This is a genomic window from Streptomyces xanthii (assembly GCF_014621695.1).
Classification (GTDB): domain Bacteria; phylum Actinomycetota; class Actinomycetes; order Streptomycetales; family Streptomycetaceae; genus Streptomyces; species Streptomyces xanthii.
In genome coordinates this window covers 3,424,494-3,439,584 of sequence record NZ_CP061281.1, presented here as the reverse complement: position 1 = coordinate 3,439,584, position 15,091 = coordinate 3,424,494, and the positions used below count along the sequence as shown (strand labels likewise).

Below are 15,091 nucleotides of genomic sequence, written 5' to 3'. Positions count from 1 at the left end.
CCGGGACGGAGGGGCCCGCCTGGGGGCCGATCCGCGCCGTCGACCGGTGCAGTCCGGTGCTCACCGCAGCCGGCGGATCGGCAGCAGGCAGTGCGCGGCGGCGGTGAGGGTCTCCTCGGCGCCGGCGAACTGCCTCAGCTCCTGCTCGTCCACGGCCTGTCCGGGCGCGGCGGACCAGGGGCGCGCGGTGAACAGGAAGTAGGCGCTGCCGCGGGCCTCGGACGCCGCGATCCACTCCGGCGGCACGGGGCACTGGGCGTTCAGCCACGGCATGGTGACGACGGCCTGGCCCGCCTCGACGAGCAGCGACACCGGGAAGCTCGGGTGCCGGGAGCCGTCGTGGACGGCGGTGCCGATGCTCAACCCGTTGTTGCCGAGCAGCGCGCGCACGGCGGCCTCCGAGCCGGCCGGGCCGGCGGGGGAGTCGCCCAGCGAGTACGCGAGCAGGAAGGGCATGTCGCCCTGCCCGTCGTCGTGTTCACCGCTCCACGCGATGACGGCCAGGGTGCCCAGATCGCCGGGCCGGAAAGTGGTCTCAATACTCGACGTCGAAGTCACCGAAGAAGACTAGCCATCGCATTCGGGTTTCCCCGGCGCGCATCACCCCATCGGCCGAACGCCTCCCACTCTTTCGATAAGGCGTCAAACACGAGTGCGTACAGGAGAGTTCCGGTAAATGGGAGGGAATGCGGGACGGGAAATGCCGAAGGCCGGCGCCGGGAGCGTTCCCGGAGCCGGCCTTCGAGGCGTGACGTCGGCGTCAGTTGTTGACGCAGGTGTTGCCGAACGCCGGGTTGAGGCCCGCGATGCCGTTGACCGTGTTGCCGCAGACGTTGACCGGGACGTGGACGGGGACCTGGACCAGGTTGCCCGACAGGACGCCCGGGGAGTGGGCGGCGACGCCCTCGGCGCCCGAGTCGGCGAACGCGGCACCCGACGCGGCACCCGCGGCGATGCCGGCGGCGGCGAGGACGAAGGCGGCCTTCTTCGAAGTGCTCATGGGAGAACCTTTCGTGACAGGGAGAGGATTTGGATCGTATGGGGCGAGATCGTCCGAAACCTGGTAAGGACACACCGCCGTAAAGGGGACGGCTCGGGCGGCTACTTGCCGACCGGGACGCCGCCGAGGAGTCCGCCGCCGGAATTGAGGGCCTGGGCGGCGGTCGTGACGGTGCCGATCGCGTTGTCCTGGCGCTTCGGGTCCAGCAGGTTGGTGTTCACCGGCTCGACGTCGAGCGTGGGCTGACTGGTGATCTCGTTCACCGCGCCGTTCAGGCTCATGGGCGGCATCGCGGGGGTGGCGTCGGCGGCAAAGGCGGGAGCGGCGGCGCCGGCCAGCGTCAGGGAGCCGGCGACAACGGCGGCGGCCTTCAGAACCTTCATCATCGTCACTTTCGTCACGGGGGTGGGGGAGTGCGGCCTGTCCAACGAGCGGTCCCGGCTGCGGAAACGCACGACGGAGGGCCCGCCGGACGGTCGAACCGTCCGGCGGGCCCTCCGGGGCCGGCCGTCGCTACGTGAGCGGGGTCGAGGGCAGCGCGGGCGCCGCGGGCAGCGAGGACGTCGGCAAGGTCGACGTCGACGGGAGCGTGGACGTCGAGGGCAGCGTGGACGTCGACGGCAGGCTCGACGTCGGCAGCTGCGGCAGCGCGGGCAGGCCCGGCAGGTTCGGCGCGGGCAGACCGCCGCTCAGCAGCGTGGCCGCGACCACGTTGACGAGGTTGGTGAGGACGACCGGGGCCTGGGTGGCGACGGTCGCGGCGTCACCCGCGGCGGCCGCCTTCAGCAGGGCGTCCACGGCGGACTGGAGCGCGGTGAGGGCGTCGCCCTTCACGTCGAGCGGGGCCTGGGCGGCGCGCGGGGCGCCGGCGGCCGGGGCGTTCGGCACCGCGGGGGCCGCGGCCTTCGCCGCGTCGATCGCGGACTTCACCGCGTCGGCGTGCTTGGTGACGTCCTCGGCGGACAGCTTGCCGCCGTCGGCCTTGAGGACGGCGTCGAGGAGGTCGGTGACCGGCGTCAGGACGCCGCCGACGTCGTGCAGGGTCTTGGTCTGGGCGAGCAGGGCGTCGGCGCCCGGGACCGGGGCGGACGACACGTCCGTGCGGCTGGTCGGCTCATGGGCGGAGCCCGCGGCGATGGCGGGGGCCGCCGCGCCTATCAGGAGAGTGGCGCAGAGGAGGGAGCCGGCGAGCGGCCGTACGGGAAAAGCGGACATGATGGAACCTTCCGAGGGTTTTCGGTGATGCAGACTTCACCGTGGAATCCCGCGCGACGCGCCGCAAGCGCCCCGCCGCCAAACGGGTAACGCGGCCTCGGAAGTGACTCCGGAACGGAAACAGCCGCCCCCTCCCGGCGAGGGAAGGGGGCGGCTGCGGAAGAGTCGTGCTGCGGCGTCAGTTGTTGACGCAGGTGTTGCCGAAGGTCGGGTTCAGCAGACCGATGACGTCGACGGTGTTGCCGCAGACGTTGACCGGCACGTGGACCGGGACCTGCACGAGGTTGCCGGAGAGCACGCCGGGGGAACCGACGGCGGCACCGTGCGCCCCGGCGTCGGCGGAGGCGACACCGGCGCTGCCGGCCATCGCGGCGGCGGCCACTGCGGAGAAGACGACTGCCTTCGCGGTACGCGACATGAAACTGCTCCTTGATCGTTCTGCTCGGTCAGGGCTGGCGCCTGACGCGTGGTGCAACGGGCGGGCGCGCCAAGAGTTGCGGCTCCGAACGGGTGAATGACCGTGCGTCGCTTGAACACCCGCACGTGAATGCGACGCTCGCGGAGCGGGAATTTCACAACTCCAACACACCTCGTGTATCAAGTGAAAGTCGCTTTCCTGACGTTACTGTTGGCGACCCCTAAAGGGTGGAATGCGGCACCGGGTCGACGGACAAGTATGAATTTCTGATTTCTCGCCCGGTGTCGCGGTGTCGGTCTTTCAGTCATTCCTGATCGTCCGCGGACAAGGAAGAGGCGATGCATGTGACGCCCGCATCCCTGCCGCCGCGTGTCCTCCACGTGACGCAGCCGGTCGACGGCGGCGTGGCCCGCGTGGTCGCCGATCTCGTACGTCTGCAGCGGGCCGCGGGGATGCGGGTGGCGGTCGCCTGCCCGCCCGCCGGCGCCCTGCCCGCGCTGCTCGACGCCGCGGGGTGCGAGGTCCTGGACTGGGCGGCCCAACGCTCCCCGGCCCGGGGCGTGCGCGACGAGGTGCGCCGCCTCGGCGAGTTGGTCACCCGTACGGCACCCGACCTGATCCACGCGCACAGCGCCAAGGCGGGCCTGGTCACCCGGCTCGCCGTGCGCGGCCGCGTCCCCACCGTCTTCCAGCCGCACGCCTGGTCCTTCGAGGCCGTCGGCGGGCCCGCGGCGCGGCTCGCCCTGAACTGGGAGCGGTTCGGGGCCCGTTGGACCACCCGGCTGATCTGCGTCAGCCGCGCCGAACGCGACCACGGGCGCCGGCGCGGGGTGCGCGGGCCCGTCAGCCTGGTGCCCAACGGGGTCGACCTCGGCCTCTTCCACCCCGGTACCGGAACCGAGCCCCCGCCCGAGGGCCTCCCCGAGGGCGACGGGCCGCTCGTCGTCTGCGTCGGACGGCTGTGCCGGCAGAAGGGCCAGGACGTCCTCGTCAAGGCCTGGCACGAGGTGGGCCGGCAGGTGCCCGGGGCCCGCCTCGTCCTCGTCGGCGACGGGCCCGACGCCGCCCGGCTGCGCGCCGCCGCCTCGCCCGGCGTCACCTTCGCCGGCGCCGTCGCCGACCCGGCCGCCTGGTACCGGGCCGCGGACCTCGTCGTCCTGCCCTCCCGCTGGGAAGGCATGGCGCTCGCTCCCCTCGAGGCCATGGCCTGCGGAAGCCCCGTGCTGCTCACCGACGTCGACGGGGCCCGCGAGAGCCTGCCGCCGGGCCGCGCCGCCGGCTGCCTGGTCCCGCCCGGGCGGCCCGAGGCCCTGGCCCGCGCCCTGGCCCGGCTGCTCGCCGACCCCGGGAAGCTCGCCGCCCTCGGCGCGAGCGCCCACCGCCACGTCCGCGAGCACCACGACGTCCGGCACACCGCGGAGGCCGTCGCCGACGTCTACCGCGACCTCCTGGAGCCGGTCCGCAGCTCCCCGTCCGCGCCCCGACGTCCGGCACGCCCGCTCGACGCACGGGAGGCCGGGACAGGCGGCTCCGCCACATGACCCGTTCTCCCGCACACCGATCGCACGCACCGACCGCCGCCGCGCCCGCGCTCCGCGCGGACGACGGGGAACTCCGGACAGGCCCCGGGCGGGAGGCCACCGAGCAGAGAGAGCCGATCGCGACGTGACCCCGGAACGCACCGCCGCCCCCTCGGCCGGCCCGCTGGGAGGCTTCTCCGGCACCGTCGTCGCCCCGCGCGCCGCCGGCGGCGCCGCCGCGCTCGCCCGCGACGGCGGCCGCCCCCGCGACCGGCCCTCCCGCGCGGTCCTCGTCGCCTCCGACGAGATCGCGGCCCTGCTCGCCACCCTCGCCCTCACCGAGGCGCAGCGCGGGCCGCTGGTCCTCGCCGCGTTCGTCGTCCTCGTCCTCGTGCTGCACGCCACCGCCGGCCTGTACCGGTACAGACCCGAGCCGTACATGCTCGACGACCTGCCCGCCGTCGCCGGGCGCGGCATCCTCGCCTGGTGCGTCCTCGCCGCCGCGCTCGCCACCCTGCCGGGCCGGACCCCGCTCGGGCCCACCGCCCTCGCCACCGGCTGCGCCGTCCAGGTCGGCCTCGCCCTCGCCGGGCGGGCCCTCGTGCACCGGCGCCGCCGCCTCGCTCTCGTCCGCCGCCCCGTCAGCACCCTCCTCGTGGGGCCCGAGGCGCAGGCCCGCCGCGTCGCCGCCGCGCTCCAGCGCCACCCCCGCAGCGGCGTACGGCCCGTCGGCGTCGTCGGCGACCCGGCCGACGACGCCGAGCGCGAGGACGGCGACCTGCCCGAGCTGCCCGTGCTCACCACCCCCGGCGACGTGCGCCGCGCCGTCATCCAGAACGGCGTGCGGCGCGCCCTCGTCCTCGGCGGCTCCGGCGCCCCCGAGCACCGCGCCCGCCTGCACTGCCTGTCCGAACTGCGCTGTGAGATCTGGGAACTGGACCCCGACCCCACCCCGTACGTGCCGCTGCGCGCCCGGGGCGAGGACGGCCTCGCCGGGTTCCGCTGCCGGCCCCTCGCCGGGCCCTTCCTGCCCGTGCACCCCGGCAAGCGCGCCCTCGACGTGAGCGTCTCCGCGGTGCTGCTCGTGCTGCTCTCGCCCCTGCTGCTGAGCTGTGCGCTGTGGCTGCGGCTGTGCGAGGGGCCCGGCGTCGTGTTCCGGCAGGAGCGGATCGGCAAGGACGGGCGGCCCTTCACCCTGCTGAAGTTCCGCACGATCCGGCCCGCCGACGCGCTGGAGTCCGCGACCCGCTGGAGCGTCGCCGACGACCGGCGCATGTCCCGCTTCTGCCGCTTCCTGCGCCGCACCTCGATCGACGAGCTGCTCCAGCTGTGGAACGTCTTCCGCGGCGACATGAGCCTCGTCGGCCCGCGGCCCGAACGCCCCTACTTCGTCATGAAGTTCGGCGAGACCCACCCCGGCTACGGCGACCGCCACCGCGTCCCGACCGGCATCACCGGACTCGCCCAGATCAACGGACTGCGCGGCGACACCTCCATCGAGGACCGCTGCCGCTTCGACAACGCCTACATCGACCAGTGGTCGCTGTGGCGGGACATCACCATCCTGCTGCGCACGGCCGCCGAGTTCGTCCGCCCCACAGGGAGCTGACCCGGTGACAGTCCTGCCCGCCGCCCTCGCCGCACCCCGGCCCGACCCGGCCCGGGCCCTCCTCGCGGCGGTGCGCCGGGCCGGTCCCGTCCTGCCGGTGCTGCTCCTGATCGCGATGCTGGGCCTGCCCCTCGACACGGGCGGCGCCCAGGAAAGCGGGGGCGGCACCCCCGCCGACGCCGTCTCCGGGCTCCTCGTCCTCTTCTGCGCCGTGCGGGCCGTGCGCACCCGGCAGCGCCCCCTCACCCGCACCGCGCTCCTCGTGCTCGCCCTGCCCGTCGTCGGCGTCGCGATCGCCGCCCTCGGCGCGGGCTCGGCGGACGACGCGCTGGTGGGGATCGCCCGGTACTACCAGATCCTCGTCCTCGTCCCCGCCGCCGTGCTGCTCGCGATCCGCGACCGCGACGACTTCCGGCGCGTCGCGTGGGGGCTCGTCGCCCTCGCCCTGTGGCAGGGCGGCATCGGCGTGCACCAGTACCTCACCGGGACCGGCGCCTCGTACGCGGGCGAGGACGTGCGGGCCGTCGGCACCTTCGGCGCCACCGACGTGATGGGCATGTCGACCGTCGTCGCCTACGGCCTCCTCTGCTCCGTCGCCCTCGCCCTCGGCGGCCGCGCCCCGCGCGAACGGCTCGGCGCGCTCGTCTGCGCGGCCGTGCTCGTCGTGCCGCTCGCCCTGTCCTTCAGCCGCGGCGCCTGGATCGCCACCGCCGTCGTCGTCACCGCGCAGATCGCGGTCACCGGACTGCGCCGCGCCGCCCGCCTGTTCACCGCCGCCGTCGCCCTCGGCGTCGTGCTCGTCGGCGGCCTCGGCGTCGGCACGGACATGCTCCAGGAGCGGCTCAGCAGCATCACCCAGGTCACCGCCGCGCCCGACCAGTCCGTCACCGACCGGTACACGATGTGGGCCGCCGCGATCGACATGTGGCAGGAGCACCCCGCCACCGGCGTCGGGCTCAAGAACTTCCCCGCGTACCGCGACAGCCACGCCTCCCTCGCCCTGTCCTCCGGCAGTGACGTCGCGGGCGCCGGCCAGTCCTACCGCCGCCAGCCGCTGCTCTCCCCGCACAACATGTACCTGCTCGTCCTCAGCGAGCAGGGCCTGCTCGGCCTGTGCGCGATCACCGGCGGCTGGGCCGCGCTGCTCGTCCTCGGACTGCGCCGGCTGCCCGCCGTCCGCCTGGGGCCTGTGCCGAAAGGGGCGTCTGCCGGTCGACGCCTGGCACGCTCCCCCACTGCCTCAAGGGCGTGGGAGGTACCCCCACTCGCCGCACCGGGCGTAGACCCGAGTACATCCGGTACGAGGGTCTGCACCCGGCACGCCGAGAGCACGCACCAGACGCCGCCCGGCCCGCCCTCCGGGCGGACGACGCCACTTTCGGCACAGGCCCCAGGCCCCGGCGGTCTCGACTGCGCCCTCGCCGCCTGCGGGCTCCTCGTCTGGCAGCTCATCGACTTCGCGTACGCGGACATCGGCGGCCCCTCCACGGTGCTGACCGCCGTCGTGTTCGGCCTGGCCGCCTGGTGGGCGCTCGCCGACCGCGGGACGGCGGCCCGCGCATGAAGCCCGTGGAGCCGATGACCCCGGCCGGCGACGACACCCTCGCGAAGGTCCCGGCCCAGCCCGGCCGCGACGCCCCCGACGGCCACCGCGCCTCGAACTCGTTCCTCGCCCGCGCCGCCCTCCTGACCGCCGTGCTCTCCGCCGCCGGGTCGATCCTCGGGCTCGGCCGCGACCAGGCCCTCGCCCATCTCTTCGGCGCGGGCAGCGAGACCGACGCGTTCCTCGTCGCCTGGACCGTCCCCGAGGTCGCCTCGACCCTCCTCATCGAGGACGGCCTCGCCTTCATGCTGGTGCCCGCCTTCAGCGCCGCGATCGCCGCCCGCGCCCGCACCGCGCCGGGCGCCCCCGACCCCGTACGCGCCCTCGTGGCGGGCTCGCTGCCCCGGCTCGCGCTCGCCTTCGTCGCCGCGTCCGTGCTGCTCGTCGCGGCCGCCCCGCAGATCGTGGCGCTGCTCGCGCCCGGCCTGCCCGACCCCCGGCTCGCCGTCGACTGCACCCGGCTCACCGCGACCTGCGCCCTCACCTTCGGACTCACCGGGTACTGCAGCGCCGCGCTGCGCGCCCACAGCAGCTATCTCGCTCCCGCCGCGATCTATGTCGCGTACAACACGGGCATCATCGTCACCCTGTTCGTCCTCGCCGACCGCTGGGGCGTCCGGGCCGCCGCGGCCGGTGTCGCGGTCGGCGGCTGCCTCATGGTCCTCGTCCAGGCCCCCGCCCTGCGCCGCCGCCTCGCCGTCGCGACCGACACGGGCGACACGGGCGAACGGGCCCCCAAAGAGTCCGGGGCCCGGCCCATGGACCTCGCGCTGGTCGCCACCGTGCTCCTGTTCGCGCTGTGCCGCCAGGCGCAGGTCTTCATCGAACGCTTCCTCGCCTCCGAACTGCCCTCCGGCGCCATCTCGCACCTCAACTACGCCCAGAAGATCGCCCAGTTGCCGATGGTGCTGTCGCTGATGCTGTGCACCGTCACCTTCCCCGTCGTCGCGAAGGCCCTCGCGCGCGGCGACACCGAGCGGGCCCGCGACCGCGTCGAGCGGGACATCGCGCTCGCCGCCTGCATCGTGCTGCTCGGCACCGCCGTCGTCTTCGCGTGCGCCCCGCAGATCGTCGAAGTCCTCTTCCAGCGCGGTGCGTTCACCGCCGAGGACACCGCCACGACCGCGGCCGTCATGCGCGTCTACTCGCTCGGCCTGCTCGGCCACTGCCTGGTCGGCGCCCTCGTCCGCTCCTACTTCTCCGCGGGCCGCGCCACCTGGTACCCCGTCGCCGCGATGGCCGCCGGCATGGTCCTCACCGCCGGCGCCGGCACCTGGGCCGTCGGCGCCTGGGGCGTCGGCGGCATCGCCGCGGCCAACGCCTTCGGCATCACCTTCACCGCCGTCCTGCTGCTCACCGCGATGGACCGCCGCAGCATCCCCGTACGCCTGCCCCTCGTGCTGCGCGAGCTCGGCAAGACGGTGCTCGCCGCCGTCGCCGCCACCGGGGCCGGGCTGCTGAGCGCGGACCGTTTCACCGCCCCCGTCGCCTCCCTCGCCGCCGGCGCCCTCGCGAGCTGCGCCGTCTTCTGCCTCCTCCTGTGGGCCCTGCACGTGAGGGCCTTCGCGCCCGCCGTCCGCACCGCGACCAGAAAGCTCCGCCATGCCCGCTGACACCGTGCTCCGGCAACCGGCGCGGTCCCGGCCGCGCGACCTGCTGCCGGGACGCTCGCCCTGGGTGGTGATGTACCACTCGGTGGACGACTGCGCCGACGACCCCTACAACGTGACCGTCACCCCCGCCCGCCTCAAGCAGCAACTGCGCTGGCTGCGCTCCCGCGGCCTGCGCGGCGTCACCGTCGGCCAGCTCCTCGACGCCCGCCGCCGCGGCACCGGACGCGGACTCGTCGGCCTCACCTTCGACGACGGCTACGGCGACTTCGCCGAGAACGCCCTGCCCCTGCTGCGCCACTACGACTGCGCCGCCACCGTCTTCGTCCTGCCCGGCCGGCTCGGCGGCGACAACGCCTGGGACGCCGACGGCCCCCGCAAGCCCCTGCTCACCGCGCAGGGCATCCGGGCCGTCGCAGCCGCCGGCATGGAGATCGGCTCGCACGGCCTCACCCACGTCGACCTCACCCGCCTCGACCCCGAGCGGCGCCGCGCCGAGATCGAGGAGAGCCACGCCCTCCTCGAAGAGCTCACCGGGCGCCGCGTGCACGGCTTCTGCTACCCGTACGGCAGCGTCGACCGGGCCACCGCCGACGCCGTCCGCACCGCCGGCTACCGCTACGCCTGCGCCATCTCGCCCGGCCCGCTCACCGGCCAGTTCGCCCTACCCCGCGTCTTCGTCGGCGAACGCGACACACCCTGGCGGCTCGAACTCAAGCGCTGCGTCCACCCCATCCGCCGCCGCCCCTGGCCCACCGGAGAAGCCCTGCACGGGGAGGCCGGCCGATGAGGGCCCTGCACGTCATCACCGGACTCGGCGCGGGCGGCGCCGAACAGCAACTGCGCCTCCTGCTGCGCCATCTGCCCGGCACCCACGACGTCGTCACGCTCACCAACCCCGGCCAGGTCGCCGACGGCCTGCGCCAGGACGGCGTCCGCGTCGCCGACCTCCGCATGGCCGGCAACCGCGACCTCGGCGCCCTGCCCCGCCTCACCCGCCTCGTGCGCACCGGCCGCTACGACATCGTCCACACCCACCTCTACCGGGCCTGCCTCTACGGCCGCATCGCCGCCCGGCTCGCCGGGGTCCCCGGCATCGTCGCCACCGAACACTCCCTCGGCGACACCCAGATCGAGGGGCGCCCCCTCACCCAGGGGGTGCGCGCCCTGTACCTGGCGGGGGAGCGGCTCGGCCGCGCCACCATCGCCGTGTCCCCGGCCGTCGCGGGCCGGCTGCACCGCTGGGGCGTCGCCCCGCACCGCGTGCACGTCGTCCCCAACGGCGTCGACGTGGACCGCTTCGCCTTCGACGCCGGAGCCCGCGCCACGACCCGCGCCCGCTACGGCCTCCCGCCGGACGCCTTCGTCATCGGCGGCGTCGGCCGCCTCGTCCCCGGTAAACGCTTCGGCGTACTCATCGAAGCACTTGCGCAACTACCGGACGACGTACGCCTGTTGCTCGTCGGAACCGGACCGGAGGAGACCGCCCTCGAAGCGGCGGCGCGGGCCGCCGGGGTCCGCGACCGCGTCGTGTTCACCGGCGAACGCCCGCACACCGCGCGCACCGCCGCGGCCGGCCCCGACCTGCCCGCCCTGTTCTCCGCCATGGACCTGCTCGCCTCCCCGTCCACCGACGAGGCGTTCGGCCTGGCCGTCGTCGAGGCCCAGGCCTCCGGCCTTCCCGTCGTCCACGTCCACTGCCCGGCCCTCGACGACCTGCCCGGCGCCCGGCGGCCGGGCGACACCGTCCGTGTCCCGTGCGAGGCGGCCTCGTTCGCCCGGGAGACCGAGACGGCCCGCACCCGCCCGCCGGCCCCCCGCACCCCCGCCCGGGCCGCCCTCCACTACAGCATCGCCCGCAGCGCCGCCCGCCACCTCGGGGTCTACGAGGCCGCTCTGGGCGCCGCCCCCACCCCAGGAGTGAACACCCGATGACCGACACCGCGCGCACCCCGTTCCACCGCGCCGCCCGCCGCACCCGCTCCGTGCCGCGCTGGTGGCCGCTGCCCGCCGGGATCCTCCTCGGCGCCCTCGCCGGCGGCGGCTACGGCCTCGCCGTCACCCCCCAGTACACGGCGACCGGCTACGTCATCGCGGTGCCGACCGAGAAGGCCGACCCGATGTCCGCCGTCGGCTTCGCCCAGGCCTACGGAAAGGTCGCCACCCAGGTGGCCGTGCTCAGCGACGCCCAGGTCGCCGCCGGGGTGCCGGTCGCGACGCTGCGCTCCAGCGTGCGTGCCGAGACCTCGCCCGACGCCCCCATGGTGTCCATCTCGGCGACCTCCGCCGACCCCGCCAAGGCGATGGAGATGGCCAACGCGGTCGCCCGCGCCCTGACCACCGAGGCCTCCCACACCAAGGACGACACCCACGTCGAACTCCTGCGCTTCACCCGCGCCGTGAAGCCCACCGAACCCTCCACCCCGTCCGCCGCCCTGACCGCCCTCGTCGGCACCTGCGCCGGCGGCCTCCTCGGCGGCCTCGCCCTGCTGCTGCGCCCGCGCCGCGAGCAGGAACAGCCCGCGGCCGCCACGGTCCCGTCCCCGGCACCCGCGGCCGGCGCGGCGGTGCGGGGCGGCGCCTGATGGCGGACGTCACCCTGTGCACGAGCGGCGAGGCGTTCGGCGCCCTGCGCGAGGAATGGACCCGCCTGCACCGCGCCTCCCCGGCCGCCACCCCCTTCCAGACCCACGCCTGGCTCCACTCCTGGTGGCTCTCCTACGGCCGCCGGGGGGCCCTGCGCGTCGTCCTCGTCCGCCGCGAAGGGCGCCTCGTCGCCGCCGCGCCGCTGCTGCGCAGGCTGCGCCCGGCCCCCGTCCTGACCACCCTCGGCGCCGCCCTCTCCGACTACGGCGACGTGCTCGCCGACGCGAGCTGCCCCGAGGCCCTCGACGACCTCGCCGCCGCCCTGTGGAAACTCGCCGCGACCAGCGCGGTCGACCTGCGCGAGGTGCGCCCCGGCGCCGCCGCCGAGACCCTCTACGAGCGCTGGCCCGGCCCCCGCCGCCGCCTCGACGACTCGCCCTGCCTCGACCTGCCCGCACTGCCGATGGACGACCTGGTCGGCCGGCTGCCCCGGCCCCGCGCCCAGCGCGCCCGCGCCAAGCTCCGCAAGCTCGACGCGGCCGGTGTCGAACGCCGGGTCGTCGCCCCGCACGAGGTCGCCGGATCGGTCCGCCGCCTCCTCGACCTGCACCGCCTCCAGTGGCAGCAGCGCAAGGTGACCACCGAGCACCTGCGGCCCCGCTTCGCCGACCACCTCGTCCGCTCGGTGACGCTCATGGCGCAGAGCGGGGACGCGCACGTCACCGAGTTCACCCTCGACGGCGAGGTCGTCGCCGCCGACCTGACCCTGCGCTCCCCGCGCCTGGCCGGCGGCTACCTCTACGGCGCCCACCCCGGCCTGCGCGAACGCAAGATCGACGTCGCCACGATGCTGCTGCGCTCCTGCACCGAGCACCTCCAGGACGGCGCCCCGCCCGGCGTCCTGAGCCTGCTGCGCGGCACCGAGCCGTACAAACTCCACTGGCGGCCCGAACCCTCCGTCAACCAGCGCCTGCTGCTCGCCCGCCGCACCAGCGCCCCGCAGCTCGCCGTCCTGCTCGCCGAGGACCGCGCCCGCTCCACAGCCGGCGCGGCCCGCCGTGCCTGGCGGCAGCGGCGGGCCGGTGACCGGGAACAGCGCGCGGACTAGGGCCTTTCTTTCGGATCCGGCTGGGCTCGCGGGGCGTGGCACGCGCATCTGCGGCGTTGTCGTCGGTTGCCAACTCCCCCAAGCTCTCGGCTTCGCTCGAGCAGGGGGGACCCCCATCGCGTTGTCGCCCTCCTCCGCCTTGCAGCTGCACGCACCACGCCCCGCTCTCTGATCCAGCCTGATCCGAAAGAAAGGCCCTAGCTCCGGTCCGGGAGCCGCTCCCACCAGTCGAGCCGCAGACACAGCGTCCCGCCGATCCAGTACTCGACCCAGTCGCCGAGGTCCAGCGGCGTGCAGTTCGGCGGCCGCGTCGCCGGCAGCGTCGGCGTGACCGGGGGCTGCGGCGTCGTCGGCGCGGTGGGGTTGCCCACCGTGTCGCGGCCGTTCAGCGTGGCCCGGTACACCTCGGAGGCCCGCGGATTGTCCGAGCACTGCCACACCCCGTGCGGGCAGTAGTCGGTCAGCGTGTTGTACAGCGGCTTGTGCTCGTCCATCCAGGCCAGCATCCGCCGCATGTACTCCGCGTTGTCCCCGTTGCGGAAAAGCCCCCACTCCGGGTACGAGACGGGCTTGCCGTGCTCCTTCGCGAAGTCGACCTGCGCCTGCAGCCCGTACGGCTCGGAGACCTGCTCGTCGAAGGCCATGCCGCGCGGCTGGTCGTAGGAGTCCATCCCGATGATGTCGACGGTGTCGTCCCCTGGGTAGCACTGAGTCCACGGCACCGCGTCCCGGCCCCGGCTCGGCGTGAAGTCGAAGCGGAACTTCTGCCCCGGCACCGAGCGCATCACGCCGACGATCCGCTTCCAGTACGCCTTCCACGCCTCGGGGTCGGGCCCGCAGCGGTGGGTGTACGTGATGCCGTTCATCTCCCAGCCGAGCACGAGCACGGTGTCCGGGATCTTCAGCTCGACCAGCCGCTCGGCGAGCGCCTTGAAGTGCGCGTCGAAGTCGCCCGCCGCGCCCCGCCGCAGCAGCGACCGCACCTGAGCGTCCGGCACCCGGTCCTCGTTGCGCTCCAGCATCGGCACGTTGAGCACGAAGATCCGGTCGTCGCTCCGCTGCCGCCACTTCGCCCAGTCGTCGAGGAAGGTGGGCGTGCCCTCGATGTTGCTCCACCGGTCACCGGGCAGATACGTGTGCCCGACCCGCAGCTCGGCCCCGCCGAGCCACTGCGACAGCTGCTCCATGCGGGTCACCCCGTCCGGCCCGTAGTCCAGGTACGCGCCGAACGCGGGGTACTTCCCGGCCGGGGCGGAGGGCGACTCGGACGGCGACTCGGACGGCGCGTCGGTCGGGGCGGGTGAGTCGGACGGGGTCGCCGTGGCGGACGGCGACGGCTCGTCCCGGGGCGCTCCGGTCGCACCCGGCGCGGCCACCGCACCGGCCGCGAACACCAGGGAGGCCAGTGCCCCCGCCGCGATCAGCGGCAGTCTTCCGCGGTATGCCCCTCGGCGTGGTCGGGCCATGGCTGCTCCTCAGTGGTGCACTCACTGCATTCCTGACACTTAGTCATGAGTGCCCCCGGGGCGCCATCCGGGATCCGCGCGATACGGCCGGACGGGGCGGGAGTACGCCGTACGGGTCCGTCCTGGCAGGTCGGAGCCGTACACCGCGCATCCGTACGCCGTCGACCTCCTTGGGGTGACGGCTCGCGCGAACGAGTGAACCGGCTGCGCCGCGCGGTGGTGCCGGTGGTCCACTGGGACCGGCTCCATGGGACCGGCCGCAGCCGCCCGCCTCCAGCCGACGGCCCGCCGGCCGTTGGGCGGGCGGCTGCGGCCGCCCCGGGGCGTTCCCCACACCCCGCTCCGCACGACGAAGGCCCGGGCCGCCCGTCGTGAAGACGGGCGGCCCGGGCCTTCCGGGCGTCGAACGGATCAGCCGTTGTGCGCACCGTTGCCGGAGAGAACCGGGATGTCGCTGAGGATGTGCGACAGCGGCTCGTCGCCCTTGGCCTGCGTCGAGTTCTCCGTGCACTGCTGGTTCTGCGGGTTCGACAGGACGTTGACGTCCTGGACCGCGATCGGGACGACGCCGAGGATCGAGCCGACGTTGCCCTTGACCGGCAGGCCGACACAGGGCTTGTTCAGCGAACCCTGGACCAGGCCGAGCTGCGGGCTCATGTCGCCCTCGGTCACCGAGTTGCCGAAGGACTGCGAGGCGCCGTTGCCGGACAGCGACGTCGTGCCCGTGTCGTCGCCGATGGCGAGGGCCTGGGTAGCGCCCGCGGCCGAGACGCCGACGACGGAGACCGCGACGGCGGCGGTGGCCATAACCTTCTTGAGCATTTGTCTGTTCCTTTTCAACAGGCACCGGTTGCTGCGACCGGGACAACTGCCCGAGGTGCCGAGAGGTTCTCCCGATTCACCCGAATGCCCGAATGTGCGCAACCGATCGCGTGCTGCGGAGTTGACCCGAGTGC

The 15,091-nt window shown here is 74.6% G+C and carries 15 protein-coding genes; 8 read left to right on the top strand and 7 right to left on the bottom strand.

Annotated elements, in window-relative coordinates:
- Nucleotides 1-60: 60 nt before the first annotated feature.
- The 5 genes from IAG42_RS15530 to IAG42_RS15510 all read right to left on the bottom strand — a co-directional run bounded on the left by IAG42_RS15530 (nucleotide 61) and on the right by IAG42_RS15510 (nucleotide 2,633).
- Entirely contained in the window at nucleotides 61-558 is a 498-nt protein-coding gene (locus IAG42_RS15530) for a DUF5949 family protein (protein WP_188337588.1), read from the bottom strand.
- A 202-nt stretch (nucleotides 559-760) separates the two neighbouring features.
- Nucleotides 761-1,000 carry a chaplin gene (locus tag IAG42_RS15525; protein ID WP_188337587.1) on the bottom strand — a complete coding sequence of 80 codons (240 nt, stop codon included), beginning with the start codon at nucleotides 998-1,000 and terminating at the stop codon, nucleotides 761-763.
- Between the two features lie 101 nt (nucleotides 1,001-1,101).
- Nucleotides 1,102-1,383 (bottom strand): hypothetical protein, encoded by a 282-nt coding sequence (locus tag IAG42_RS15520; protein WP_188341406.1) that lies wholly within the window; start codon nucleotides 1,381-1,383, stop codon nucleotides 1,102-1,104.
- Between the two features lie 130 nt (nucleotides 1,384-1,513).
- Nucleotides 1,514-2,215, bottom strand: coding sequence for a hypothetical protein (locus tag IAG42_RS15515; RefSeq protein ID WP_188337586.1), 702 nt, complete (start codon nucleotides 2,213-2,215; stop codon nucleotides 1,514-1,516).
- A gap of 178 nt (nucleotides 2,216-2,393) precedes the next feature.
- Nucleotides 2,394-2,633 carry a chaplin gene (locus IAG42_RS15510; protein WP_188337585.1) on the bottom strand — a complete coding sequence of 80 codons (240 nt, stop codon included), beginning with the start codon at nucleotides 2,631-2,633 and terminating at the stop codon, nucleotides 2,394-2,396.
- Between the two features lie 338 nt (nucleotides 2,634-2,971).
- Between IAG42_RS15510 and IAG42_RS15505 the strand changes: the two genes are divergently transcribed.
- From IAG42_RS15505 to IAG42_RS15470, 8 genes are all read left to right on the top strand, one after another.
- Complete coding sequence (locus IAG42_RS15505) at nucleotides 2,972-4,174, top strand: glycosyltransferase family 4 protein (RefSeq protein ID WP_188337584.1); 1,203 nt, start codon at nucleotides 2,972-2,974, stop codon at nucleotides 4,172-4,174.
- A gap of 124 nt (nucleotides 4,175-4,298) precedes the next feature.
- A complete protein-coding gene (locus IAG42_RS15500) occupies nucleotides 4,299-5,762 on the top strand; it encodes an exopolysaccharide biosynthesis polyprenyl glycosylphosphotransferase (RefSeq protein ID WP_188337583.1) in 1,464 nt (487 codons plus the stop codon).
- A gap of 4 nt (nucleotides 5,763-5,766) precedes the next feature.
- The gene (locus tag IAG42_RS15495) at nucleotides 5,767-7,326 is read left to right on the top strand and encodes an O-antigen ligase family protein (protein ID WP_394811218.1); all 1,560 of its coding nucleotides are present in this window, start codon (nucleotides 5,767-5,769) and stop codon (nucleotides 7,324-7,326) included.
- A complete protein-coding gene (gene murJ / locus IAG42_RS15490; RefSeq protein ID WP_188337582.1) occupies nucleotides 7,323-8,978 on the top strand; it encodes a murein biosynthesis integral membrane protein MurJ in 1,656 nt (551 codons plus the stop codon). Before IAG42_RS15495 ends, murJ begins: the two co-directional genes overlap by 4 nt.
- A complete protein-coding gene (locus IAG42_RS15485; RefSeq protein WP_188337581.1) occupies nucleotides 8,968-9,765 on the top strand; it encodes a polysaccharide deacetylase family protein in 798 nt (265 codons plus the stop codon). The genes murJ and IAG42_RS15485 overlap by 11 nt, the downstream gene beginning before the upstream one ends.
- Nucleotides 9,762-10,910: a glycosyltransferase gene (locus tag IAG42_RS15480; protein WP_188337580.1), complete on the top strand. Its 1,149-nt coding sequence runs from the start codon at nucleotides 9,762-9,764 to the stop codon at nucleotides 10,908-10,910. Before IAG42_RS15485 ends, IAG42_RS15480 begins: the two co-directional genes overlap by 4 nt.
- Complete coding sequence (locus tag IAG42_RS15475) at nucleotides 10,907-11,560, top strand: YveK family protein (protein WP_188337579.1); 654 nt, start codon at nucleotides 10,907-10,909, stop codon at nucleotides 11,558-11,560. Before IAG42_RS15480 ends, IAG42_RS15475 begins: the two co-directional genes overlap by 4 nt.
- Nucleotides 11,560-12,669 (top strand): GNAT family N-acetyltransferase, encoded by a 1,110-nt coding sequence (locus IAG42_RS15470; protein WP_188337578.1) that lies wholly within the window; start codon nucleotides 11,560-11,562, stop codon nucleotides 12,667-12,669. The genes IAG42_RS15475 and IAG42_RS15470 overlap by 1 nt, the downstream gene beginning before the upstream one ends.
- Before the next feature lie 197 nt (nucleotides 12,670-12,866).
- On the opposite strand, the gene IAG42_RS15465 is transcribed toward IAG42_RS15470, so the two are convergent.
- Nucleotides 12,867-14,135, bottom strand: coding sequence for a glycoside hydrolase family 26 protein (locus IAG42_RS15465; RefSeq protein ID WP_188337577.1), 1,269 nt, complete (start codon nucleotides 14,133-14,135; stop codon nucleotides 12,867-12,869).
- Between the two features lie 411 nt (nucleotides 14,136-14,546).
- Nucleotides 14,547-14,957 (bottom strand): rodlin, encoded by a 411-nt coding sequence (locus IAG42_RS15460; protein WP_188337576.1) that lies wholly within the window; start codon nucleotides 14,955-14,957, stop codon nucleotides 14,547-14,549.
- Nucleotides 14,958-15,091 lie beyond the last annotated feature (134 nt).

What these genes read in the sequence shown, in the direction of transcription:
- IAG42_RS15525 (WP_188337587.1), bottom strand. Translation starts at nt 1,000, where the DNA reads ATGAGCACTTCGAAGAAGGCCGCCTTCGTCCTCGCCGCCGCCGGCATC.
- IAG42_RS15520 (WP_188341406.1), bottom strand. Translation starts at nt 1,383, where the DNA reads ATGAAGGTTCTGAAGGCCGCCGCCGTTGTCGCCGGCTCCCTGACGCTG.
- IAG42_RS15515 (WP_188337586.1), bottom strand. Translation starts at nt 2,215, where the DNA reads ATGTCCGCTTTTCCCGTACGGCCGCTCGCCGGCTCCCTCCTCTGCGCC.
- IAG42_RS15510 (WP_188337585.1), bottom strand. Translation starts at nt 2,633, where the DNA reads ATGTCGCGTACCGCGAAGGCAGTCGTCTTCTCCGCAGTGGCCGCCGCC.
- IAG42_RS15505 (WP_188337584.1), top strand. Translation starts at nt 2,972, where the DNA reads ATGCATGTGACGCCCGCATCCCTGCCGCCGCGTGTCCTCCACGTGACG.
- murJ (WP_188337582.1), top strand. Translation starts at nt 7,323, where the DNA reads ATGAAGCCCGTGGAGCCGATGACCCCGGCCGGCGACGACACCCTCGCG.
- IAG42_RS15485 (WP_188337581.1), top strand. Translation starts at nt 8,968, where the DNA reads ATGCCCGCTGACACCGTGCTCCGGCAACCGGCGCGGTCCCGGCCGCGC.
- IAG42_RS15480 (WP_188337580.1), top strand. Translation starts at nt 9,762, where the DNA reads ATGAGGGCCCTGCACGTCATCACCGGACTCGGCGCGGGCGGCGCCGAA.
- IAG42_RS15475 (WP_188337579.1), top strand. Translation starts at nt 10,907, where the DNA reads ATGACCGACACCGCGCGCACCCCGTTCCACCGCGCCGCCCGCCGCACC.
- IAG42_RS15470 (WP_188337578.1), top strand. Translation starts at nt 11,560, where the DNA reads ATGGCGGACGTCACCCTGTGCACGAGCGGCGAGGCGTTCGGCGCCCTG.
- IAG42_RS15465 (WP_188337577.1), bottom strand. Translation starts at nt 14,135, where the DNA reads ATGGCCCGACCACGCCGAGGGGCATACCGCGGAAGACTGCCGCTGATC.
- IAG42_RS15460 (WP_188337576.1), bottom strand. Translation starts at nt 14,957, where the DNA reads ATGCTCAAGAAGGTTATGGCCACCGCCGCCGTCGCGGTCTCCGTCGTC.